The sequence below is a fragment of the Blautia massiliensis (ex Durand et al. 2017) genome, assembly GCF_051861785.1.
GTDB lineage: Bacteria > Bacillota > Clostridia > Lachnospirales > Lachnospiraceae > Blautia_A > Blautia_A luti_A.
Genome location: NZ_CP146725.1, coordinates 667,551 through 693,138 on the forward strand (window position 1 = coordinate 667,551; position 25,588 = coordinate 693,138).

18 protein-coding genes and 3 tRNA genes are annotated in these 25,588 nt (G+C 47.0%); all 21 read right to left on the minus strand.

Annotated features, from left to right (window positions below):
* Nucleotides 1–185: 185 nt before the first annotated feature.
* The 21 genes from V9W66_RS03355 to V9W66_RS03455 all read right to left on the minus strand — a co-directional run bounded on the left by V9W66_RS03355 (nt 186) and on the right by V9W66_RS03455 (nt 25,504).
* Nucleotides 186–1,853: a nucleoside kinase gene (locus tag V9W66_RS03355; RefSeq protein ID WP_186290106.1), complete on the minus strand. Its 1,668-nt coding sequence runs from the start codon at nt 1,851–1,853 to the stop codon at nt 186–188.
* A 147-nt stretch (nt 1,854–2,000) separates the two neighbouring features.
* Entirely contained in the window at nt 2,001–2,783 is a 783-nt protein-coding gene (locus V9W66_RS03360; RefSeq protein ID WP_144095216.1) for a Nif3-like dinuclear metal center hexameric protein, read from the minus strand.
* The gene (locus tag V9W66_RS03365) at nt 2,770–3,498 is read right to left on the minus strand and encodes a tRNA (adenine(22)-N(1))-methyltransferase (protein ID WP_330575410.1); all 729 of its coding nucleotides are present in this window, start codon (nt 3,496–3,498) and stop codon (nt 2,770–2,772) included. Before V9W66_RS03365 ends, V9W66_RS03360 begins: the two co-directional genes overlap by 14 nt.
* The gene (gene rpoD, locus V9W66_RS03370) at nt 3,491–4,618 is read right to left on the minus strand and encodes an RNA polymerase sigma factor RpoD (RefSeq protein WP_021651146.1); all 1,128 of its coding nucleotides are present in this window, start codon (nt 4,616–4,618) and stop codon (nt 3,491–3,493) included. Before rpoD ends, V9W66_RS03365 begins: the two co-directional genes overlap by 8 nt.
* Before the next feature lie 39 nt (nt 4,619–4,657).
* Nucleotides 4,658–6,451, minus strand: a complete 1,794-nt coding sequence (dnaG, locus tag V9W66_RS03375; RefSeq protein WP_144095218.1) for a DNA primase — start codon at nt 6,449–6,451, stop codon at nt 4,658–4,660.
* A gap of 19 nt (nt 6,452–6,470) precedes the next feature.
* Nucleotides 6,471–7,481, minus strand: coding sequence for a deoxyguanosinetriphosphate triphosphohydrolase (locus tag V9W66_RS03380; protein ID WP_015525757.1), 1,011 nt, complete (start codon nt 7,479–7,481; stop codon nt 6,471–6,473).
* A 289-nt stretch (nt 7,482–7,770) separates the two neighbouring features.
* Nucleotides 7,771–7,855 (minus strand) — tRNA-Leu (locus V9W66_RS03385).
* A 27-nt stretch (nt 7,856–7,882) separates the two neighbouring features.
* Nucleotides 7,883–7,967: transfer RNA gene (locus tag V9W66_RS03390), tRNA-Leu, on the minus strand.
* A gap of 492 nt (nt 7,968–8,459) precedes the next feature.
* Nucleotides 8,460–8,723, minus strand: a complete 264-nt coding sequence (locus tag V9W66_RS03395) for a leucine-rich repeat protein (protein WP_186290107.1) — start codon at nt 8,721–8,723, stop codon at nt 8,460–8,462.
* A gap of 44 nt (nt 8,724–8,767) precedes the next feature.
* A tRNA-Leu gene (locus tag V9W66_RS03400) sits at nt 8,768–8,852 on the minus strand.
* Nucleotides 8,853–9,123: 271 nt separating this feature from the next.
* On the minus strand, nt 9,124–9,450 hold the full coding sequence (locus V9W66_RS03405; protein ID WP_144095222.1) for a cupin domain-containing protein: 327 nt from the start codon (nt 9,448–9,450) through the stop codon (nt 9,124–9,126).
* Nucleotides 9,451–9,755: 305 nt separating this feature from the next.
* A complete protein-coding gene (locus V9W66_RS03410; protein ID WP_144095224.1) occupies nt 9,756–10,979 on the minus strand; it encodes an LL-diaminopimelate aminotransferase in 1,224 nt (407 codons plus the stop codon).
* A gap of 6 nt (nt 10,980–10,985) precedes the next feature.
* On the minus strand, nt 10,986–12,425 hold the full coding sequence (gatB, locus tag V9W66_RS03415) for an Asp-tRNA(Asn)/Glu-tRNA(Gln) amidotransferase subunit GatB (protein WP_144095226.1): 1,440 nt from the start codon (nt 12,423–12,425) through the stop codon (nt 10,986–10,988).
* Nucleotides 12,422–13,894, minus strand: a complete 1,473-nt coding sequence (gene gatA, locus V9W66_RS03420; protein WP_144095228.1) for an Asp-tRNA(Asn)/Glu-tRNA(Gln) amidotransferase subunit GatA — start codon at nt 13,892–13,894, stop codon at nt 12,422–12,424. The genes gatB and gatA overlap by 4 nt, the downstream gene beginning before the upstream one ends.
* Nucleotides 13,895–13,909: 15 nt before the next feature.
* Nucleotides 13,910–14,203: an Asp-tRNA(Asn)/Glu-tRNA(Gln) amidotransferase subunit GatC gene (gene gatC / locus V9W66_RS03425; protein WP_110102034.1), complete on the minus strand. Its 294-nt coding sequence runs from the start codon at nt 14,201–14,203 to the stop codon at nt 13,910–13,912.
* Nucleotides 14,204–14,217: 14 nt separating this feature from the next.
* Nucleotides 14,218–15,549: an aspartate--tRNA(Asn) ligase gene (gene aspS / locus V9W66_RS03430; RefSeq protein ID WP_059085246.1), complete on the minus strand. Its 1,332-nt coding sequence runs from the start codon at nt 15,547–15,549 to the stop codon at nt 14,218–14,220.
* A 130-nt stretch (nt 15,550–15,679) separates the two neighbouring features.
* Entirely contained in the window at nt 15,680–16,234 is a 555-nt protein-coding gene (locus V9W66_RS03435; RefSeq protein WP_015525749.1) for an ANTAR domain-containing response regulator, read from the minus strand.
* A 38-nt stretch (nt 16,235–16,272) separates the two neighbouring features.
* Nucleotides 16,273–17,595 (minus strand): type I glutamate--ammonia ligase, encoded by a 1,323-nt coding sequence (gene glnA / locus V9W66_RS03440; RefSeq protein WP_144095230.1) that lies wholly within the window; start codon nt 17,593–17,595, stop codon nt 16,273–16,275.
* 229 nt (nt 17,596–17,824) lie between these two features.
* Nucleotides 17,825–19,312: a glutamate synthase subunit beta gene (locus tag V9W66_RS03445; protein WP_144100288.1), complete on the minus strand. Its 1,488-nt coding sequence runs from the start codon at nt 19,310–19,312 to the stop codon at nt 17,825–17,827.
* Between the two features lie 13 nt (nt 19,313–19,325).
* Nucleotides 19,326–23,879, minus strand: a complete 4,554-nt coding sequence (gene gltB, locus V9W66_RS03450) for a glutamate synthase large subunit (protein WP_144100286.1) — start codon at nt 23,877–23,879, stop codon at nt 19,326–19,328.
* Nucleotides 23,876–25,504, minus strand: coding sequence for a CTP synthase (locus tag V9W66_RS03455; RefSeq protein WP_144094122.1), 1,629 nt, complete (start codon nt 25,502–25,504; stop codon nt 23,876–23,878). The genes gltB and V9W66_RS03455 overlap by 4 nt, the downstream gene beginning before the upstream one ends.
* Nucleotides 25,505–25,588 lie beyond the last annotated feature (84 nt).

Genomic DNA, 25,588 nt, shown 5'->3' on the forward strand with positions numbered 1-25,588 from the left:
AATCCCTTCATCCATCCGCAGCACCACAGAGGACTTTAACTTTTCCGATTCACACTCAAAAGGCTCCACACACCACAGATCTTATGCACAGAGAAATCCTAATCTTCTCATCTTTGTGCCAACCGATATCTGCACTGCATAGAGCCTTATATCTACATATAGCTTTTTTTATTCATACAATTAATTTATACATTAAAACAACTACCGCCAATAAACTCCCTCAGAAGCGAATTAAACGGAACACCCTCACTGGGCACCGGCACAAAATAATCCAGGAACTTCAAAAGCCGCTTCGCCTCCTGATACTCCGGTTCACTCTTGTCAATTCCAAAAAGCAGCGGTTCCGCATAAACCTTCAGGCAGGCAAGCTCATACACAAGAGCAGAATTAAACATCACATCTGCTTCCTCCTGGAACGGAAAAATATTCTGCTCCTCGCCTCTCCGTACAGAAGGCCACCTTGCAATGGTATCCTTTGCGGAAGTTCCACGTGTACGTGCATCGCGGACAATCCGGCGGATCAGCCTTCCATCCGTTGTGGGAATCCGGTTATGCTCATCAATATTCAGCTGTGTCAACGCACTGATATAGATCTTAAACTTACTCTCTTTTGGAAGGGCATAACTCAGCTTATCATTGAGCCCGTGAATGCCCTCAATGACCAGGATATCATCTTTTCCAAGCTGAAGCTGGTCTCCCCGGTATTCCCTGCATCCGGTCTTGAAATTAAATGTAGGAAGATCCACGGTTTTTCCCGAAAGAAGATTCAGCATATCTTCATTAAACTGCTGCGTGTCAATGGCTTCCAGACACTCATAATTCTTTTCTCCGAATTCATCCAGCGGCGTATGTTCACGATCCACAAAATAGTTATCCACAGCAATGGGATGCGGCTTCAGACCATGAGCAGAAAGCTGAATAGATAATCTGTGAGAAAAACTGGTCTTTCCGGAAGAAGACGGGCCTGCGATCATTACGAATTTTACATTTCCCCTTCTCCGGATCTCCTCGGCAATCGAAGAAATCTTGGCCTCATGGAGTGCCTCCTGGATCAGCATCAGGCTCTGCACCCCTTCTCTTGTGATCCGGTCATTGAGATCTCCCACAGTGACAACATCCAGCTTATCGCCCCACTCTTCCGATTCCTTCTGCACATGGAAGATCTTATCCTGGGGTTCAAAAGGCTCCAGCACATCCGGGTTCTTCTGCCTCGGAAGGATCAGCACAAAGCCTTCATCATAAAGCTGCAGATCAAAATACTTCACATAGCCGGTATCCGGTGCCATAAATCCGTAAAAATAATCCTCGAAATTTTCCAGGCTGTAAATATTCACTCTGGAAACCCGTCGATAACGGAACAGCTTTTCTTTATCATACATATGATGCCTGTGGAACATGGAAACGGCATCATCCGTGCTGACACTGCGTTTGCAGATCGGAAGCTTCCGGTCTACCAGTTCCCGCATCCGCACTTTTACCCGGTCAAGAAGCTCCTGATCCAGGGTAGCACTGCCTTTCATGGTAAAATAAAGAGCATTTCCAATAGAATAATGGATCACAACATGATCCACATTCTCTTTTCCAGCTACATCAAAAATTGCCTTCAAAAGAATAAAAATCGCACTTCTCCGATAGGTTTTTCGACCGGCACTGTCCTTTGCGGTTATAAATCCCAGTGTACAGTCATGCTGAAGCTTCTTGTGAAGCTCACGGAGCTTTCCGTTCTCAGTCACAAGGATCACCGGATACTCTGTTTTGCCCTCATAATCCCTTATGATCTCAGAATACGGTGTCATTTTGGGGTATTCCCTTGTTTCTCCGTTTATGGTCACTTTAATCATTGTCTGTTCCATAACGATCCCCTCCACAGGCTTATATATTTATACATCTGCCCGATTTTTCGGACAGCCATGTGTTTCACAATTCATTTTTCCGAAACGGATAATCGTATTCCGTCCCGCTACATATTCATGAATACAGGCACTTTTTGCAATCCGCTTTTACAAAACAGTATATGGATTTTTCACACTGGCGCAGGTTGTCTTAAGCGCAGAGAATACCTCATTCAGTTCCTTCTCCATAGCTTCCGCAAAAATATACTCCGTACCGTAATGTCCGGCATCTACGATCGCCAGACCATCTGCCATAGTATCAATGGCAGTATGATAATCAATATCTCCGGTCACATATACATCCGCACCGGCGGCCATTACATCACCGATCATACTCTTTCCGCTTCCTGTACAGATCGCCACAGTCTCGATCTTCCGATCCAGATCACCGTAAACCCGCACATCCGGAAGATGATTGCATTCTTTTACATATTTTCCAAACTCACCAAGAGTCATAACATGGGGAAGCTTTCCTACTCTTCCAAACCCCTCCGGCTGCTCCCCGGATTCATCGGTAACTGTAAGCACCCTTGTATCCTGAAGCTTCAGATGCTCTGCGCTTAAATCTGCCATTCCGATCACATCATAATTGGTATGCATGGCAAAATACGGGATATCCTCCTTTATCAGACGGAGGATCTTTCTTCCGGTAAAGGTATGGTTGTTGATCTTTTTGATTCCGGAAAAGATCATTGGGTGATGGGTAAGGATCATATCCGCACCAGCAGCCACCGCCTCATCCAACACCGGTTCCGTAAGATCCAGCGCAAGAAATACATGGGAAATCTCTTTCTGGTCATCTCCCACCAGCAGTCCCACATTATCCCAGTCCTCCGCAAATTTTTGCGGATGGTGCGCATTCAGCCATTCGATCAGTTCATATGCTTTCATATCGTTTCAGAGCTGTATGGATCAGCTCCATTTCCTCCTTTACTTCTTCCAGACGAGTTTTTGCGGAAACAGACTCTGCCCCGGAAAGACCGGCAAGTATTTTCTTACGGATCATTTCCTCCCGGAGAAGATACTCTTTAAGGACCGGGTGACATTTTTTCAGAAGGAGAGGTCCAAACCAGGCCTCTTCCTCTGTGTAAACAGTCTTTTCTCCCGAATTGTTACGTACCGCTTTCATCATGGGATAAAATTTTCCGTCTTCTTTTATCATTTCTTCCCTTACGATCTCCCAGCCGATCTCAGAAAGAAAATGTCGGAAATGAGGAAGGTCCGACTGAGGCTGCAGGATCAGTTCCTGAAACCCCTCCCGGACCTTCGCTCCAGCCTTTAATATCCTTTCCATCAGAGGACCACCCATTCCCGCAATCACCAGAGTATCACCTTCTCCCGGCTCAAGCTTCGCAAGCCCGTCGCTCAAACGGGTCTCTATGTAATCTTCAAGGCCATAACGGGTAATATTCTCCCTGGCTCTTGAAAGCGGTCCCGGACGTACATCCATGGCAATGGCTGACGGAACTGTTTTTTCACTGACAAGCCAGATCGACAGATAGCCATGGTCACATCCTACGTCTGCCAGCCGATTTCCTTTTGTTACCATACCGGCAATGGTACGAAGACGCATGGAAAGCTGTACGGATATATTTTTATCAGTCAAGATAATCCTTCAGCTTGCGGCTGCGGCTGGGATGACGCAGCTTGCGCAGAGCTTTTGCCTCGATCTGACGGATACGCTCTCTTGTGACATTGAACTCTTTACCAACTTCCTCCAGAGTTCTGGCACGTCCGTCGTCCAGTCCGAAACGGAGGCGGAGAACCTTCTGTTCACGGTCAGTAAGCGTACTTAAGACTTCTACCAGCTGCTCCTTCAGAAGTGTAAATGCAGCTGCATCTGCAGGTACCGGAACATTATCATCCTGAATGAAATCGCCAAGATGACTGTCTTCCTCCTCACCGATAGGAGTTTCCAGAGATACCGGCTCCTGGGAGATCTTAAGGATCTCACGCACACGGTCTACCGGCATGTCCATCTCCTCAGCGATTTCCTCCGGCGTAGGTTCACGTCCAAGCTCCTGGAGCAGCTGACGGGAAACACGGATCAGCTTGTTGATGGTCTCAACCATATGCACAGGGATACGGATGGTACGTGCCTGATCTGCAATGGCTCTTGTGATAGCCTGACGGATCCACCAGGTTGCATAGGTACTGAACTTGTAGCCTTTTCTGTAATCAAATTTTTCAACAGCTTTGATAAGGCCAAGATTTCCCTCCTGGATCAGGTCGAGGAACAGCATTCCACGTCCAACATAACGCTTTGCAATGCTGACAACAAGACGGAGATTGGCCTCTGCCAGACGTTTCTTGGCAGCTTCATCCCCCTTTTCCATTCTCTTGGCAAGCTCGATCTCCTCATCTGCACTTAACAGACTGACTTTACCGATCTCTTTCAGGTACATACGGACCGGATCCTCGATGCTGACACCTTCCGGTACAGAGAGGTCGATCTTATCAAGCTCTACCTCTTCTTCATCTTCCATCCCATCCATATCCATATCGTTATCAAGGAGGAGTTCGTCACCGCTGTTTTCTGTGATACGGAGAACGTCCACACCGCTGGCCTCAAGGAAGTCAAAAACCTTCTCCATCTGATCCACTTCCAGTGGAGAGTCCTTGAAAAAGTCACTGATCTCCTGATATTCCAGCACATTCTTTTTCTTTTTTGCAAGTTCAAGAAGCTCTACAAGTTTCTCGCTGAATTTTGCCATATTCATTTCCATAGGTGCTCTATACCTCCATATAGTGTTTATATTTTATCCTTAATTGAAAGAAATATGCAGCTGCTGCCTCTTTCTTCCAAGGTCTTCCAGTTCTTTTTTTGCTTTTATCAGTTCCTGAAGCCCGGCCATGTCTGACGGGTCCCAGGTACGGTTTTTTTCTTTGAGGCTTTCTTCCTTGATCCGCAGCAGCGCATCGGAAAAAGCCCTCTGCTGTTCTCCTTCGTTTTCCAGATGAATGGTGGCGTTAAAAAGAGATGCCACCTCCCGCTGCTCCTCACTGTCTGTAAAGGCATTGAGAAGCTTCCCCGGATTGGTTTCTCCCTCCTTATGCTGTTCAAACAGCATCTGGGCTACCTCTTTATACAGCGGTACCACAAAATCGGAAGGGGAAATGTATTTTTCTACCTGTTCAAAAATACCCGGATAATTTACAAGCCAGGTCAGCATCAGCTTCTGTGCTTTGTCTGCGGCGGATTCCTTTTTCTTTGTTTCCGGAGTCCCGGACTTTGGCTGGATCCGTTTCTCTGCAGGCGTTCCCTTCAGAGCCAGCGTGTTGACCCTTTTCCGGATATCCTCCGTGCCCACTCCATAGCGGCCGTATTCCTTTACAATGGCTTCTATATAAAGATTCCTCTCCAGTTCATCGGAAAGCTCCAGAAGCATCCCGGCACACCGCTCAAAAAACTGATTCTGTCCCTGGGGTGCATCCATGGCAAATTCCTGTTCCGCAATATGTACACGGAACATAAAGCTGTCCATGGCCCGGGCCAGACGTTCCTCAAAGGCCTCCGCTCCTTCGTTCTTGATGAACTCGTCCGGATCTTTCCAGGGCTTCAGGCTTACTACCCTGGACGTGACTCCCGCCTCCCGCAGAATCGGGATCGCACGAAGTGCCGCCCGGATCCCTGCACCGTCACTGTCATAAAGAAGCAGGACTTCCTTGGTGTAACGTTTCACAAGACTTGCATGTCCGGAGGTCAGTGCAGTTCCAAGCGACGCCACTGCATTGGTAAAACCTGCCTGATGCATGGCGATCACATCCATATATCCCTCACAGAGGATCAGATAATTCTTCCTGGTGGTCCTGGCCACATTCAGCCCGTAAAGATTCCGGCTCTTATCAAAGATCTTCGTCTCCGGTGAATTCAGGTACTTGGGCTTGCCATCTCCCATGACACGACCTCCGAAACCAATGACCCGGTTGTTTACATCCATGATCGGGAAGATCACACGGTTCCAGAACTTATCATACATGCCTCGCCGCTCATCTACATTGAACAGGCCGGATTCCCTGAGAAGTTCATCACTGTAGCCCTTCCCCTTAAGATATTTGTACAGATCATCACTATACTTGTCCGAATATCCAAGGCCGAATTTACGGATGGTTTCCTCGGAAAGACCTCTTCCTGTCAGATATCCGTAAGCCGTCTTTCCGCCTTCTCTCCGGAGCTGATAATAAAAGTACTGTGCTGCCAGCTTGTTGATCTCCAGAAGATTTGCTCTCTGTTCTGCTTTTTCTCTGGCTTCTCTGGAATACTCGATCTTCGGAAGCTCTACCCCTGCCCGGTCAGCCAGATGTGACAGCGCCTCACCAAACGAGTAATTCTCATATTCCATGATAAAATTGTATACGTTTCCTCCTGCCCCGCAGCCAAAGCAGTAATACATCTGCTTGGATGGTGTTACGGAAAAGGAAGGAGTTTTCTCATTATGGAAGGGACACAGCCCAAAATAGGAACTCCCCCTCCGTGTCAGTTTCACATACTGGGATATCACGTCTACAATGTCATTTTTCATTCGGACTTCTTCTATGATGTCATCTGAATAACGCATGCTTATCCCTCTTTTCCATTTAATAGACCTCCCAGGCTCTCGGTATATAGATCTCCCTGAATTTCTCCATGGAATACTGATCCGTCATTCCCGAAATATAATCACATACTGCCTGTTCCTTAGGTACTCCCCGGTATTCCACCAGTTCCCTGTATTCCCGGGACATTGCCTCCGGATGGTCAGTATAATATCCGTACAGTTCACTCAGCATCTGGATCACTTTATCCTCTTCCTTCCTGGCAACCGGATTCTCATAGACATTCCGGAACATCAGCGCCCGAAGCTCCATCATCGCCTCAAAAACATCCGGCGACATGGAGATGCTGTCTTTCCCCATACTGTTCTCTATAATATTATGTACGAAAGTATTCAGCCGTTCTCTCGTGGTATAGCCCAGAAAAGTTCTCATTGTGACAGGAATATCATCCTCTGTGATGATCCCTGCCCGCTGGGCATCGTCCATATCATGGTGGATATAGGCGATCTTGTCAGAAAAACGTACCACCTGTCCTTCCAGTGTGAAAGGATTTCCACTGGTGCGGTGATTCATGATCCCATTGCGGACTTCCCAGGTAAGGTTCAGCCCGTTTCCGTTCTTCTCCAGTACTTCCACAACCCGGACGCTCTGCCTATAGTGTGCAAAGCCACCCGGATGTACCTGATCCAGTGCTCTCTCTCCTGCATGTCCAAAAGGCGTATGCCCCAGATCATGCCCCAGAGCGATGGCTTCCACCAGATCTTCATTTAAGCGAAGTGCCTTGGCAATAGTCCGGGCGATCTGCGATACCTCCAGTGTATGTGTCAGCCTGGTACGGTAATGATCTCCCTGTGGTGCCAGAAACACCTGTGTCTTATCCTTCATACGGCGAAAAGCCTTACAGTGAAGGATCCTGTCTCTGTCTCTCTGATACGTTGTCCGCACATCGCATTCCTCTTCCGGGTGCTCCCGGCCTCTGGTATCTGCGCTGTGAGAAGCATAAGGACTCAAAAGCTCCCGTTCTCTCTGTTCCATGCTCTCTCTGATGTTCATAAGCATTTCCTCCACAGTCTGACAAACAGCGGCGACAAAATACCCTCTGTTAATTATATTCTACACAAAACCACAAATTCCTCTTTTCTGAAAAAATAATTCAAATAATATTGGAGTTACGGTCTGATCAGCCCTTAAGATGTCCAAAATTATCCTATTATATATGAAACGAATACAAATATATCACGCAGATCTTCCCATTTCAGCTTCTCACCAGTGCAGGCAGGCAATAATTTACTTTCATATAGCCAAAAACAGAGCTGCGATTCACAGCTCTGTTTTAAAGTCATGCGGAAGATGGGACTTGAACCCACACAAGCGCAATGCTTACAAGATCCTTAGTCTTGCTCGTCTGCCAGTTCCGACACTTCCGCATATCGCATTTCCTTGGAAATTTCCAATGCGGAAGATGGGACTTGAACCCACACGAGCGCAATGCTCACAAGATCCTTAGTCTTGCTCGTCTGCCAGTTCCGACACTTCCGCATGACCGCATTTCCTTGGGATTTTTTATTTTCTCCCTTGCGACAAGTGATAGTATAGCAAAGTGGATCTTGTATGTCAACACCTTTTTTCAAAAGTTTTCTATTTTTTCGGTTTTTCTGTTATTTTGTCACGATTATCTTTGGTCCGGCACCCTTTACACGGAGGAGTTTCGTCGGGATCGTAAGGGCCTTTCTTGCTGCCTTGTCCGTAGTTCCGGTAAAGACTACGGTTCCCTTTCCGGATGTGTCTGCATTGGATATCTTATATTTCAGCCCGCTGACTGTATAGACTGCGTTTTTCTGAACCGTGATCCGGAATTTTTTTGTAACAGAACCGTTATATTTTCCTTTTCCTTTGATAGTAACGGATGCAGTTCCGATGTTTTTATTATTCTTCCAGGTAAGGGTGTAATCCCTGCCGTTTACAAGCTTCTTACCGCCGTAGGTTATGGTGAGTGCCCGGGTCAGTGGCTTTCCGGTAAAGGCCCTGGTTTTAAGTGCGGATATCTTTGTTTTGCTGACTGTTATAACGTATTCCTAATGCCATTTCACCAATATTCGTAACTGATTTCGGAATACGGATCTTTTTCAGCTTAAGGCAATCATGAAACGCCCAATCTTCGATCTTCGTCAGTCCCTCATGTAAGGTCACACCGGTCAGCCCGGCATTGCAAAATGTGTCATACTCGCTATCATAACATATAAACACGATATATTCTATCCGGATTCCTTTTTTACAGATATTTTTAGGCAGCAAAAAACCTGCATCCTTTTCCAGATGCAGGTTTCCTAAATAAAAAATGCGGAAGATGGGACTTGAACCCACACGAGCGCAATGCTCACAAGATCCTTAGTCTTGCTCGTCTGCCAGTTCCGACACTTCCGCATATCGCATTTCTTCGGGATTCTTTATCTTCTCCCTTGCGACAAGTGATAGTATAGCAAAGTGCTTTTTGTATGTCAACAATTTTTTCTAAAAAAATCCAAAAATATTTTTTGTTTATACAATTAATACATTTCATTTAATAACAATCTGAGACAGAGAATCTTTCATCCCAGAATTTATACTCCGACACAGGTTACGCCTCAGTCGTAAAAAGAGCAGCCTCTTCAAAAAGGCCGCTCTTCTGTCTCACTTCTGTTTTCTTCTATATGGATCAGTCAAAAATGATCAGTGCCATGAACACAAGATCTGTGTCGCCTGCATTGGTAAGACCGTGTCCTTTTCCATCTGGTGTGATGGTGATGTCGCCGGCCTTTACAGGGCGTTTCACGCCGTTATCGTCGTACTCGCCTTCACCGCTTAAGATATAGTAGGTTTCTGTCTCACCATGATGCTCATGGTATCCCAGAGAACATCCTTTTTCAATGGTAACCTGTGCATAAAGTCCGCATTTTCCCTTCAGCTCGTCTCCCTCAAGAATGTCTTTGATGATCACATGGCCTTTACCGCCGCACATATTTTCTACTCTTCTGATACCCATGATAAAATCCCCTTTCGTGATTGCGTAAATTGTGAAATTTTATGAACACAGGCTTTCTGCGGCCTGTGCCTTACTTCCTGTACAATTATAAATGATATGATAAATTTTCGCAATCCTTATTGTTATTTTCACAAATGAACTTACAGGCAAATTTTTCCCACTGCTTATTGCTTTTCGCAACCCTGCCGGGAGCTTCTTTGATTCAGATCAAGTGGATATTCGCAATGAAGCAGAATATTTCTTTGATCCGGTTAAAAAACGAAGCAGCTCTTTTCCAAAGACCTGCTCCGCAATTTATACTCATATTACAGATTTTTAATTCTCTCGATCGCTTCCAGTGTATTCTCATAGCTTCCGAATGCAGTCAGACGGAAATATCCCTCGCCATGTGCACCAAAGCCTGAACCTGGTGTTCCTACGATGTGTGCTTTCTCAAGGAGATAATCAAAGAACTCCCAGGAGGTCATCTGATCCGGTGTTTTCAGCCAGATGTATGGAGCATTTTTTCCACCGGACACGGAAAATCCTGCTGCGGAAAGTCCCTCCAGGATCGTCTTTGCATTACGCATGTAATAAGCGATCTGCTCCTTCAGCTGTGCTTTTCCCTCCGGAGAGTAAACAGCCTCGCCTGCTCTCTGTACAATGTACGGAGCACCGTTAAACTTGGTTCCGTGGCGTCTTGCCCAGAGACTGTGAAGCTCTGCGCCATCACGCACCAGTTCCTTCGGAACAACGGTAAAGCCAAGACGAACGCCTGTAAAGCCAGCATTTTTGGAAAAACTTCGAAGCTCGATGGCACAGGTTCTCGCACCCTCGCACTCATAAATGCTGTGCGGGACATCCTCCTCGGAAATATATGCCTCATATGCTGCATCATAGATGATCACGCAGCCGTTTTTGTTGGCGTAGTCAACCCACTCCTGAAGAGCTGCCTTTGTGATCGCACCGCCGGTGGGATTGTTCGGGAAGCAGAGATAGATCAGATCCGGTACCTCATCTGCCGGGATCTCCGGAAGGAAACCATTATCCTCTTTGCAGGGCATGTAGATCACACCGTCAAAGTTCTCACGCTCTTTGTTATAAAGACCAGTACGTCCGGCCATAACGTTAGTATCTACATATACAGGATAAACCGGGTCGCAGACTGCAACCTTGTTATCCAGTCCGAAGATCTCCTGGATGTTTCCGGAATCACTTTTTGCTCCATCGGAAACAAAGATCTCGTCTGCGCTGATGTCGCAGCCTCTGGACTGATAATCATTTTTTGCAATGGCACTTCTTAAGAATTCATATCCGAGATCCGGAGCATATCCGTGGAAGGTTTCTGCGTGTGCCATCTCGTCTACGGATTTATGAAGGGCATCGATGATCGCCGGTGCAAGCGGCTGTGTCACATCACCGATTCCAAGACTGATCACAGAATCCTTAAATTCCGGATTGGCCTCCTTATATGCGCTTACCTTCTTTGCGATATTGGAAAACAGATAGCTTCCCGGAAGTTTTAAATAATTCTGATTTACTGTAACCATAGTATTTTATCTCCTTCTCTCAATTTCCTCTGCCAGTGCTTTTCTGACGCTGTCAGGATTTGCCTTGCCTTTCAGTTCTCTCATCAGCTGTCCTACAAAAAATCCCATAACCTTATCCTTGCCGCCCAGAAGCTCTGCCAGCGGTCCGGGGTTTTCATCCACGATCTTTTTCACAGTTTCGGTGAGAAGTCCTGTATCTTCTACGATCTTAAGACCATTCTCTTCTATATATACAACCGGATCAATATCCTCGTCAAACACTTTTTCAAATACTTTCTTGGCATTCTGTGCGCTGACCTCTTTTTTCTCCACCATGGAGAGAAGGTCTGCCAGATGCTTCGGTGTAAAGCTTACTTTTTCCGGATCAAGGCCCTTGTCCTTTGTCAGTCGGAGAACCTCCACCATAAACCAGTTTGCCACCTTTTTCGGGTTTCCGAGAAGAACTGCTGTCTCCTCAAAAAGTCCTGCCAGATGTCTGGATTCGGTCAGGATCCCTGCATCATAAGCCGGAAGCTCATACTCCTTCTGATAACGTTCCATCTTGGCTTCACGAAGCTCCGGAATGGAAGTACGCAGCTCTTCGATCCATGCATCGGAAATGTGGATCGGCGGAAGATCCGGGTCCGGGAAATAACGGTAATCCTTTGCATCCTCCTTGGAACGCATAGCATGGGAAGACTCTTTGTTATCGTCCCATCTTCTTGTCTCCTGTACAACGGCTCTTCCTTCTTCCAGAAGCTCGATCTGACGTTCTCTCTCTCCTTCGATCGCTCTCGCAATGGCCTTGAAGGAGTTCAGGTTCTTCATCTCTGTTCTTGTTCCGAAGGTCTCACTTCCCACCTCACGGACGGAAAGGTTGACATCGGCACGCATGGAGCCCTCCTGGAGCTTACAGTCAGAAACTCCAAGATACTGCATGGTACAGCGGAGCTTTTCCAGATATGCGATAACCTCCTCAGAGCTTCTCATATCCGGCTCGGATACGATCTCGATCAGCGGTACTCCGCTTCGGTTGTAGTCAACCAGGGAGCAGTCTTCCCACTCATCATGGATCAGCTTACCGGCATCCTCCTCCATATGCATCTCATGGATACGTACAGTCTTTTTGCCTGCGGAAGTCTCGATCTCAACAGCTCCGTCATAGCAGATCGGCAGATACAGCTGGGAGATCTGGTAGTTCTGAGGGTTATCCGGGTAAAAATAGTTCTTACGGTCAAACTTACAGTACTGATGGATATGACAGTTTGCCGCAAGACCTGCCTTGATGGCAAACTCTACCACTTTTTTGTTGAGGACCGGAAGAGAGCCCGGCATACCGGTGCAGACCGGGCAGGTATGTGTATTTGGTGCGCCTCCGAATTCTGTGGAGCATCCGCAGAAGATCTTTGTTTTTGTGGCAAGCTCCACATGCACCTCAAGTCCTATGACTGTCTCATACTGTTTCATGCCTTTTCTCCCCCTTCCATTGCTGTTCCGAAATCACCGCGTTTTTTCTCATAGGCGTGTGCTGCGCGGAACAGGTTGTTTTCTTTGAAGCAGTCACCGATCATCTGGATCCCGATCGGAAGGCCTGCTGCGTCTTTTCCGCATGGAACTGTGATTCCGGGAAGTCCGCACAGGTTTACTGCTACCGTATAAATATCGCCAAGATACATGGCAAGAGGATCTTTCAGGCTCTCTCCCAGCTTCGGTGCCGTAAAGGGTGATGCCGGGGCAAGAAGAACATCATATTTGGAAAAGGCCTGATCAAATTCCTTCTTGATAAGGGCTTTTGTGCGAAGTGCTTTCAGATAGTAAGCATCGTAGTAACCGGAGCTTAACACAAAGGAGCCAAGCATGATACGGCGTTTTACCTCCTCGCCGAAACCTTCAGTTCTTGTCTTTTTGTACATGTCATGAAGTCCCTCGTACTCTTTTGCACGGAAACCGTACTTCACGCCGTCAAAACGCTCCAGGTTGGAGCTGGCCTCTGCGCTGGCAATGATGTAGTAGGCAGGGATCATATATTCTGTTGTCTTCATGGAGAAAAATTCTACCACTGCACCCCTCTCGGTAAGGCTCTTCAGCGTATTCATAAAGGCCTCTTTTACCTCCGGGTTCAGACCCTCGGAAAGATATTCCTTCGGCACACCGAATTTCATTCCCACGATCTTATCCGTCATGGAAGAGGAGAAAGCAAGATCCTCTCTCTTCATGGAAGTGCTGTCCTTGGCATCGTGTCCGGCAATGATCTCAAGAAGTGCCGCACAGTCCGCAACATCTTTTCCAACCGGTCCGATCTGGTCCAGAGAGGATGCGTAGGCAACCAGTCCGTAACGGGATACTGTACCATAGGTCGGTTTGATTCCGGTAACACCGCAGTAGGAACTTGGCTGACGGATGGAACCGCCAGTATCGGAGCCAAGTGCCAGGTAAGTTTCCCCTGCTGCCACTGCCGCACAGGAACCGCCGGAAGATCCTCCCGGAACGTGCTCCAGATCCCACGGGTTTCTGGTGACGCCATAGGCGGAAGTCTCTGTGGTACTTCCCATGGCGAATTCATCCATGTTTGTTTTTCCGATAATTACAAGTCCTGCTTCTTCCAGACGGTCAATGACTTCTGCATTGTACTGTGGAACGAAGTTTTCAAGGATCTTTGATGCACAGGTGGTTGTTTTTCCCTTGATGCAGATATTATCCTTGATAGCGATGGGTACACCGGCAAGAGGTCCGATATAAGTTCCGTCCTCAATGCCTTTCTGTACTTCTTTTGCTCTTGCATAGGCTTCTTTTTTATAGGTGTCAAGATAAGCGTGGACTTTGTCCTCTTTTGCCTCGATCTGATCAAATACGTATTTCACACCGTCCAGGACGCTTATCTGATGCTGCTTGATCTTTTCCGCAAGCTGTAATGCGGTTAATTTTCCCAAATCCATGTCCTGTCTCCTGTCTTATCCAATTGTTTTCGGAACCTGATACTGGTTTTCTTTCTGTTTCGGTGCATTGGCAAGCATTGCCTCATGATTGTCTCCGTTTGTCACAATATCTTCACGAAATACATTTTCGTCCTCAAAAATATGGGACATGGGCTCTACGGAAGAAGTGTCAAGTTCATCCAGCTTGTCTACATAGTCCAGCATCTTCTGCATGTCCTCTTTTGCTTTTTCCTTTTCATCCTCTGTCAGAGAAAGCTTTGCAAGGATGCAGACATTTTCCATTGTTTCATCATCGATTATCTTTGCCATCTTTTTTCTCCTTATTACGGCTCAAGTCTGTTCATATCACGTGGGAACAGACAGGTCTCACGAACGTTTTCTTCTCCGAGGATCTGCATGGTAAGACGTTCCAGTCCGATTCCAAGTCCTCCGTGAGGCGGCATTCCATGCTTGAAGGTATCCAGGTACTGCTCCATACCCTCTTCATCCATACCACGGGCTGCGATCTTATCCTTCAGCATCTGATAATCATGGATACGCTGTCCGCCTGTAGTTACCTCAAGTCCCTTGAACAGAAGGTCAAAGCTTAATGTAAATTTCTCATCTGACGGATCATCCATTGCGTAGAACGGACGCTTCTTAGACGGATAATGTGTGACAAAAACAAAATCAGCATCATATTCTTCTTTGAAATATCTTCCGATCAGCGCTTCTTCCTCCGGCTCCAGATCATATGGGTTGCGGATCTTACGATTATATTTTTCAGCTACCAGCTCTTTGGCCTTGTCAAAACGTACTGCCGGGATCTTGTCCACCTTCGGAAGCTCCACCTTCAGAATGGAAAGCTCATGAGCGTAGTCTTTCTTAAGAAGTTCTACCGCATACTGGAGAAATCCGGTTTCCATCTCCATGATATCCTCAAATCCGTTGATATAGCCCATCTCAAAATCAAGGCTTGTATATTCATTCAGATGACGTTTTGTATTATGCTTCTCTGCACGGAATACAGGGCCGGTCTCAAATACACGGTCAAAAACACCTACCATCATCTGTTTATAAAACTGCGGGCTCTGCGCCAGAACTGCCGGTTTATGGAAATAGCTCAGCTTGAACAGGTTTGCACCACCCTCTGCACCTCTGGCTCCGATCTTCGGTGTGTGGATCTCGGTGAACCCCTTCTCATAGAGGTAATCACGAAATGCCCGCACCAGAGCCTCCTGGATCTTGAATTTTGCACGCTCCTGCACATTACGCAGGGCGATAGGACGATAATTCAGCTTTGCCTCCAGGGAAGTGTTCAGCTTCCATTTGTCGATGGCCAGTGGAAGAGGCTCGGCAGGTGAGGAAAGGATCTCCACATGGCTGATGCGGAGCTCTCTTCCGTGAGGCGCTCTTTCTTCCTCATGAAGAGTTCCTGTGAGGCGCACACACATTGCCTCCTTCAGATCATGAATGGAAACATTTGTCTTGTCGTTTTCATATACGGTCTGAAAAAGCCCTTCTTTTTTTCGAAGTATCACAAATGCCACGTCACCCATATTACGGATGCTGTGTATTGCACCTTCCACTGTTGCTTCCTGGTCTTTCATGCTCTCGGAAAGAAGCACATCCCAGGCACATTCTCTAGTCTTACAGATTCCATCCATAAATTCCATTCCCTCATCCTCCAATTCAAAGTAGTTTCACCGAATCAGGAAATCCCCTGCGGAATTTTTCCCGATCCGGTGTGATATCAGTCATTCAGAACAGATCATTCCTGTCCGCTCTGCTGTTTTTTGTTGTTTTTTACACAGAATCATATAAAAGCATCAGAACCATCTGGGCCGTCTCAACCATATTGGTTCCGGAATCCATACTGCATTTCTGGATATAGCGGTATGCGTCATCCTCGCTCAGGTGATTTCTTTCCATTAAAAGCATCTTTGCATTTGAAATATAATTCTGTTCTTTCCATGAACGCTGCTTCGGCTTTTTCTTATCTTTTTTCCAGCGCCTTTCGATCTGGGAAAGCATCATGCTTACCGTATTTACCAGATCTCCGACTTTCAGAGGCATTCCCACGCATAAAATGGAGGTTGGCGCCTCACTGATCACTCCCCGGGAGGCCATAAGCAGCATTTCAAAATAATCCGGCATATAGTCCAGAAGATCACGGTAGTACATATCCTGAAGATGATAACCGCAAAGCAGAACGCCGCCATCAAGCTCCGAGATACTGGCAAGGGCATTTGCACCTGAATTGCATACTGCCGCCACCGTGAATCCATATCGGTTAAGGACTGTGCGGATTTTTTTTGCATCTTCTATTTTCGGTAATGCAATCACGATACTCGTGTTCATAAGCCGCCACTCTCTTTCGTCCCATTATGCCTCGTTCATCAGATCCGATACAGATACTCCTCGATCTCCCAGTCGGAAATCTCCTGGGAATAACGCAGCCACTCTTTTCTCTTGGCCTGCGCATACTGTTTGCAGAAAGTCTCCCCAAGAATTTCCTTCATCCAGCTGCTGTCCTCAAACAGTGTGATCGCTTCCCGCAGGTTCTCCGGTAAATTCTCGATACCCTGTTCCTTCTGATCCGACTCGGAAAGAGAACGGTCAGAAGCTTTTGTAGGATAGATCTTCTTCTGGATTCCATCCAGGCCCGCTGCCAGGCATACCGCAAAAACAAGGTATGGATTGGATGCAGCATCCGGGCTTCGAAGCTCGATCCTGGTATCAGCACCATTGACTCTCGGGATCCTTACCAGTGAATTCTGGTTATTTCTCGTCCAGGTCAGCTCTGTAGGCGCATCAAATCCAGGCACAAGACGCTTATAAGAATTTACAAGCGGATTGGTGATCAGAGTCATCTCACGGCTGTGAGCCAGAAGACCTCCGATAAAATAGTATGCCTCTTCACTTAATCTGGACGGATCCTCCGGATCCACGAAAATATTTTTTCCATTTTTAAACAGTGAAAAATGGATATGCATGGCTGAACCGTTTACTTCCCGTCTTGGCTTCGGCATAAATGTCGCATGAAGTCCATGACGTTTGGCTACAGTTCTTACTGCCATCTTAAAGGTTATAATTTCGTCTGCCATCTCACGTGCTTCCCCGTAATGAAGGGCGATTTCATGCTGTGCAGGTGCTGTCTCATGATGAGAGGATTCCACCTCAAATCCCATGTCCTCAAGAGTCAGTACCATGTCACGTCTTGCATTTTCGCCTAAGTCCACCGGACTTACATCCAGATATCCGGCCTTTTCGTGAGAAACCGTTGTAGGCATTCCGTTATCATCAATATGAAACAGGAAAAACTCGCATTCCGGGTCAACATAACAGGTATATCCTGCCTTCTCTGCTGCCTGCGCTGTTTTTTTCAGAATATATCTGGAGCTCATCTCATGCTCTGATCCGTCTGCACGGCGCATATCACAGATCAGTCTTGCAACCTTTCCCTGCTGAGGACGCCATGGAAGAATTGAAAAAGTATTATAATCCGGATACAGGATCAGATCCGGCTCCTTTTCTCCCACAATGCCCGCAATATGAGAGCCATATACAACGCACTGGTTATCCAGGGCTCTTGGAAGCTCTCTTGCTGTGATCGCAATATTTTTCAGAGTTCCAAACATATCTGTAAACTGGAGGCGGATGAACTCTACGTCTTCCTCCTCTGCCATTGCAAGAATCTCTTCTCTGGTATAATTCCCCATAGTATTCTCTCCTTTATTTCCTCATCACACAGAATAATTACCCTCAAAATCAGAAAAAGGGTGCACTTCAGAGAGCTTCCGCTCCTGAAGAACACCCTTGTTCATGGACGTAATTATAGCAATCGGTCAATTCTTTGTCAACCATTTTTTAAAAGGGGCAAAAGTTCAAAAGCTTTATCGCGGAAACACGAACAGTTTTTTTGACCTTTTGCCCCTGGTATCTGTTATTTTACTGTAAATAGGAATAGCTCATCAGTGATTCATCCACTGCTTTCGCAGCCTCACGTCCCTCATGAATTGCCCACACTACAAGAGACTGACCACGGTGCATATCACCTGCTGTGAATACACGGTCTACGCTTGTTGCATACTGCTCAGGTTTCGTCTCCACATTGGTTCTTGGTGTAAGCGCTACACGGAAGGCATCTGTCACATATTTCTCGCTGCCAAGGAAGCCGGCTGCAATAAGGACCACATCTGCAGGAATCACTTCCTCACTGCCCTCAACCGGTACCATATTGAATCTTCCGGTCTTTTCATCCTTTACGCTTTTCAGTTTTACGATCTTGGCCTTGCAGACATTTCCTTTTTTGTCCTTGATAAACTCGGTAACGGTTGTCTGATAGATCCGAGGATCATGGCCGAATACTGCAATAGCCTCTTCCTGGCCGTAATCAGTTTTCAGGACCTTCGGCCACTCCGGCCATGGATTGGAAGGAGTTCTTGCTGCAGGAGGCTGCGGCATCATCTCAAGCTGTGTTACAGATTTCGCCCCCAGACGGATGGATGTTCCCACACAGTCATTACCGGTATCACCACCGCCAATGACCAGAACATTTTTGCCCTTGGCAAGCTCATATGGGAATTTTGCAAAATCTGTATCCAGAAGACTTTTTGTTACCTGCTTCAGGAAATCCACTGCAAAGTAAATTCCCTTGGCATCTCTTCCCGGAACCTTGATATCTCTCGGATGAGAAGCTCCACAGCAGAGAAGGACACGGTCATAATCCTTCAGAAGCTGTTCTGCAGTGATGTCAACACCAACATTGATATTGGTAACAAATTTCACGCCTTCCTCTTCCATCAGCTTCAGTCTGCGGTCAATGACCTTTTTCTCCAGCTTCATGTTCGGAATGCCGTAGCGGAGAAGTCCTCCGATACGGTCGTTTCTCTCAAATACGGTTACGCTGTGGCCACGGCGGTTCAGCTGCTGTGCTGCTGCCAGTCCGGAAGGACCACTTCCGATGACTGCGATCGTCTTTCCTGTGCGGACAGGCGGGATCTGCGGTTTTACCCATCCTTCTGCATAGGCTGTCTCAATGATCGCTTTCTCATTCTCCTTTGTGCTGACCGGATCTCCGTTCAGGTTACAGGTACATGCAGCTTCGCAAAGTGCTGGACACACTCTGGATGTAAACTCCGGAAAGCTGTGTGTCTTGTTTAAACGAAGGAATGCCTGCTTCCAGTTTCCTGTGTACACAAGATCATTTGTCTCAGGAACCAGGTTGTGCAGCGGACAGCCGGAAGCCATTCCACCGATCATCATACCTGCCTGGCAGAAGGGGACGCCACAGGCCATGCAGCGTGCTCCCTGAAGTTTCTGTTTTTCTTTATTTAATGGAATACGAAATTCGTTGAAATTCTGAATACGTTCCTTTGGCGGCAGAACCTTTGCCGTTTCTCTTTCATAATCTAAAAATCCAGTTGGCTTTCCCATTTCCTCATCCTCCTTAATGTTTCACGCCGATGCTCTCATAGAACGCTTCCATCTGTGCCTGCTGGCTGGTCAGACCTTTTTCTTCCAGCTTTGCACTTAATGTGATCATTCTCTTGTACTCATCCGGAATGAGTTTTTTGAAGTGAGGCAGATAGGAATCAAAATCAGCCAGCACCTTCTTACCGATCTCAGAGCCTGTTGCTTCCACATGAGCCTCGATAAGATCACGAAGCTCTTTTTTATCATATTTATTATCCACTTTTTCAATGGAGATCATTGCTTTATTGAGGTTCTTGTAAAGAACGTTATCCACATCAAGGACATAAGCGATACCGCCGCTCATACCTGCTGCAAAGTTCTTTCCTGTTTTTCCAAGAACTACCACACGGCCGCCTGTCATGTACTCGCAGCCATGCTCGCCAACACCCTCAACAACTGCAACCGCACCGGAGTTACGTACTGCAAAACGCTCACCTGCAACACCGTTGATAAATGCAGTTCCGCTGGTCGCACCATAGAGTGCCACGTTTCCGACGATGATGTTCTCTTCAGCCTTGTATCCGGCCTTCTCCGGAACCTTAACGATCAGCTTTCCACCGGAAAGGCCTTTTCCGAAGTAGTCGTTGCTGTCACCGGTCAGTTTCAATGTCAGTCCTTTCGGAATAAAGGCACCGAAGCTCTGTCCGCCTGCACCTGTACAGTTTACAGTTACCGTATCCTCCGGAAGTCCATCCTTATGATTTCTTGTGATCTCAGATCCGAGGATGGTACCAAATGCACGGTCTGTATTGGTAACATTTACATCAACAGAAACTTTCTCACCCTTCTGGATCGCCGGTGCACATTTCCTGACCAGAACTTTTTCATCCAGAGTTTTCTCAAGATTGAAATTGTATACAGCCTTCGGATCAAAAGTTACTTTGCCCTTTCCTGCATATGGGTTATTCAGGATGGCACTTAAGTCAACCTTACCCTTATGCGGCTCCTGCACACTGTCAGAAACTGTAAGAAGGTCTGTACGACCTACCATCTCATCGATGGTGGCAACACCAAGGCGTGCCATGTACTCTCTCAGCTCCTGTGCAATAAAGCGCATGAAGTTCTCCACATACTCCGGTTTTCCGCGGAATCTCTTACGCAGCTCCGGGTTCTGTGTAGCCACACCTACCGGGCAGGTATCCAGATTGCAGACTCTCATCATCACGCAGCCCATCGTTACAAGTGGCGCTGTTGCAAAACCGAATTCCTCTGCACCGAGAAGTGCTGCAATGGCAACGTCACGGCCGCTCATCAGCTTACCGTCTGTCTCGATACGTACACGGTTACGAAGTCCGTTCATGATCAGCGTCTGGTGTGTTTCTGCAAGTCCAAGCTCCCATGGAAGTCCTGCATTATGGATAGAGCTTCTTGGCGCTGCTCCTGTACCTCCGTCATATCCGGAGATCAGAACAGTCTGTGCACCGGCCTTTGCAACACCGGCTGCAACCGTACCAACACCCGCCTCAGAAACCAGCTTTACGGAAATATCCGCATATTTATTGGCGTTTTTCAGGTCATAGATCAATTCTGCCAGATCCTCGATAGAATAGATATCATGATGTGGCGGCGGAGAGATCAGGCTGACTCCCGGTGTGGAATGACGGGTTTTTGCGATCCACGGATATACCTTCTTTGCAGGAAGATGTCCGCCCTCACCCGGCTTTGCACCCTGTGCCATCTTGATCTGGATCTCTCTTGCAGAAACCAGATAACGGCTGGTAACGCCGAAACGTCCGCTGGCTACCTGTTTGATCGCAGAGCAGCGGTCATTGTCTGTTCCTGCTGAATCCAGACGCTCATCACTTTCACCACCCTCACCGGTATTGGATTTTCCATGGAGATGGTTCATGGCAATAGCCAGTGTCTCATGTGCTTCCTGGGAAATAGAACCGTAGGACATGGCACCTGTCTTAAATCGTTTTACAATATCCTCAACACTCTCAACCTGGTCGATCGGAATAGGCTCCTTGGCAAACTTAAAGTCCAGAAGACCTCTTAAGTTTCCATGACCCTCGTCATCTACCAGCTTTGTATATTCCTTGAACATCTCATAGCTGCCCTGTTTTGTGGACTGCTGGAGAAGATGAATGGTACGCGGGTTATATTTGTGCTCCTCACCCTGGCTTCTCATCTTATGGGCACCTACGCTGTCCAGAGTAAGATCTGTGGCAAGTCCAAGGGGATCAAATGCCTCAGAATGAAGTTTTTCTACATTATCCTCGATATCTTCCAGTGTGATTCCGCCTACACGACTTACGGTTCCTGTAAAGTAACGATCGATCACATCCTGGGAAATTCCGATTGCCTCAAAGATCTGAGATCCCTGATAGGACTGTATAGTGGAAATACCCATCTTGGAAGCGATCTTTACGATACCGCTGATCACTGCATGATTGTAATCATCAACGGCTGCATAATAGTCCTTATCCAGCATATGTGTATCGATCAGCTCATGGATCGTATCCAGTGCCAGATACGGATTGACTGCACTTGCACCATATCCGAGAAGTGTTGCGAAATGATGTACCTCTCTCGGCTCACCGGACTCCAGGATCAGGGCAAGGGAAGTGCTCTTCTTTGTTTTTACAAGATGCTGATGTACTGCGGAAACCGCCAGCAGGGACGGGATCGGCATATGGTTCTCATCCACACCGCGGTCAGAAAGGACCAGGATGTTTGCTCCCTCTCGGAAGGCTTTGTCTACCTCTACGAACAGACGGTCAATGGCACGTTCAAGCTTTGTGCTCTTATAATATAATGTGGAAATAGTCACAACCTTGAAGCCGTCCTTTTTCATATTCTTGATCTTCAGCATATCGGTGTTGGTCAGGATCGGATTGTTGATTTTCAGCACCTGACAGTTCTCCGGCTTCTGGATCAGAAAGTTTCCGTCTTTACCTACATATACACTTGTGGAAGTAACAATCTCCTCACGGATCGCATCGATCGGCGGGTTTGTTACCTGTGCGAAAAGCTGCTTGAAATAATCGAACAGCGGATAATGTTCCCTGGAAAATACCGCAAGGGGAGTATCATGTCCCATGGCTCCGATGCTTTCTGCGCCGTTTAATGCCATGTTTCGGATTGAAGTACGGTACTGCTCATAAGTATACCCAAATGCTTTCTGAAGGCGTGCTCTCTCCTCCGGTGTGTACTCGACAACTCTCTGGTTCGGGATCTTGATATCACGAAGCTGTACCAGATTGCTGTCCAGCCACTCACCATAAGGCTGTTTTTTCGCATATTTTTCTTTGAGCTCATTGTCATCAATGACACGACCCTGAACGGTATCAACCAGAAGCATTTTTCCCGGATGAAGACGTTCTTTTAATACGATCTTCTCCTCATCCACAGGAAGAACACCAACCTCGGAGGAAAGGATCATATAGCCATCAGATGTGATATAGTATCTGGATGGACGAAGACCGTTTCTGTCAAGAACCGCTCCCATCACATCACCATCTGAGAACAGAATGGACGCAGGACCGTCCCATGGCTCCATCATAGTCGCATAGTACTGATAAAAATCTCTCTTCTCCTGAGAAATCGTATCGTTGTTTGCCCATGGCTCCGGAATCGTGATCATCACTGCAAGTGGAAGGTCCATTCCACTCATAACCAGGAATTCCAAGGTATTGTCAAGCATTGCAGAGTCAGAACCATTGCGGTTAACTACAGGAAGGACCTTGTGAAGCTCATCCTTCAGATACGGAGACTCCATGTTTTCCTCACGTGCAAGCATCTTATCGGCGTTTCCGCGGATCGTGTTGATCTCACCGTTATGTACGATGAAACGGTTTGGATGTGCTCTCTCCCAGCTTGGATTCGTGTTGGTACTGAAACGGGAATGTACCACTGCAATGGCAGACTCGTAATCCTGGCTCTGAAGATCGCCAAAGAAGGTACGGAGCTGTCCTACCAGGAACATACCTTTGTATACGATGGTACGGCTGTTCATGGAAACTACGTAAGTATTATCATTACTCTGTTCAAATTCACGACGTGCGATGTAAAGCATACGGTCAAAGGCAAGACCTTTTTCCACATCCTCCGGCTTTTTAACAAATGCCTGCATGATGCACGGCATGCACTCTTTCGCTTTATGACCAAGAACCTCCGGGAAGACCGGTACTGTACGCCATCCAAGAAGCTCCAGCCCCTCTTTTTCCACGATGATCTCGAACATCTTCTTTGCCTGGGCACGTTTGATCTCCTGCTGTGGGAAAAAGAGCTGGGCTACACCGTATTCTCTCTCTCCGCCGATATCAAAGCCTTCTTTTTTACAGACCTTCTTAAAAAATTTGTGGGAGATCTGAAGAAGGATACCGACACCATCACCGGTTTTTCCTTCTGCATCCTTACCAGCACGATGCTCAAGATTCTCTACGATCTTAAGAGCATTGGCAACTGTATCATGTGTTTTCTTTCCTTTTATATTAACAACGGCTCCGATACCGCAATTATCATGTTCAAATTCAGGGCGGTAGAGGCCCTGCTGCTGATTTGCTACTTCTCTCATTTTTCTCATCCTTTCATTGCAGCTTCTTCTGCCGTCTTTTTATCAACTGCCGCCTGCACAAATCCACGGAACAGTGGATGTGCATGGTTTGGCCTGGATTTAAATTCCGGATGTCCCTGGGTTCCCACAAAGAACGGATGTCCGGCAATTTCGATCATCTCAACAATGTGAGCATCCGGGGATGTTCCCACAATGGACATTCCCTTTTCGTCCAGTTCCTTACGGAATGCGTTGTTTACCTCATAACGATGTCTGTGGCGTTCCTGGATCTCTTTCTTTCCAAAAAGCTCATAGGATCTGGAACCTTCTGCAAGCACACACGGATAGCTTCCAAGACGAAGAGTTCCTCCAAGATCTTCCACATCCTCCTGATCCGGCATCAGGGCAATGACCGGATGTGTTGTTTCCGGTGCCAGCTCAATACTGTTGGCATCTTCATATCCAAGCACATGGCGGGCAAATTCCACAATAGCCATCTGCATTCCCAGGCAGATCCCAAAGTATGGGATCTTATGAACTCTTGCATACTGTGCCGCAAGGATCATTCCTTCTGTACCACGGTTTCCGAATCCTCCCGGAACCAGGATTCCATCTACAGAATGGAGAGTCTGATCCAGATTTTTTTCATTGAGTTCTTCGGAGTCCACCCAGGTGATATCAACCTTTGCACGGCAAGAGATCCCGCCATGCTTCAGTGCTTCCACAACACTCAAGTATGCATCATGAAGCTGTGTATATTTACCAACCATGGCGATTTTCACAGTTTTATCCGGGTGGCGGAGATTTTCTACCATATTTTCCCAGTCTGTAAGATCTGGTTTGCGATTCTCCAGTCTTAAGCTCTGCAGCACTACGTCTGCAAGCTTTTCTCTCTCCATTGCAAGAGGAGCTTCATATAAATATTCCACATCCAGATTCTGAAGCACATTGCTTACAGGCACATTACAGAACAGGGCGATTTTTCCACGGATATCCTCAGTAAGAGGATACTCACTTCTGCATACCAGGACATCCGGCTGGATTCCCATTCCCTGAAGTTCTTTTACACTGGCCTGGGTGGGTTTGGTCTTCATCTCTCCGGAAGCACGGAGATACGGGATCAGAGTTACATGGATAAGGATCGCATTGTCATGTCCCACATCATGCTGGAACTGACGGATGGATTCCAGGAACGGCTGGCTCTCAATATCACCGACTGTACCACCAACCTCGATGATGGCAATTCTGTCTTCGTCTGCGGATTTTGCTCTGTAAAAACGGCTCTTGATCTCATTGGTAATATGTGGGATCACCTGAACGGTACCTCCGCCGAAATCACCATGACGCTCTTTCTGAAGAACAGACCAGTAAATCTTACCGGTTGTCACATTGGAATTTTTGTCAAGGCTTTCATCAATGAAACGCTCATAATGTCCAAGGTCAAGGTCAGTCTCTGTACCGTCATCCGTTACAAAAACCTCTCCATGCTGAATGGGATTCATAGTTCCCGGGTCAATATTAATGTAAGGATCAAATTTCTGCATGGTCACCTGATACCCTCTGGCTTTCAGAAGGCGCCCAAGAGACGCTGCGGTAATTCCCTTTCCCAGACCGGAAACAACTCCGCCTGTTACAAAAACATACTTTACTGCCATCTTCGATTTCCTCCTCCATTTTGTGTTCCACAACAAAAAGGCGTCCGGAACAGGTTCCAAGGAGCGAGAATTCCCCTGTGGTAT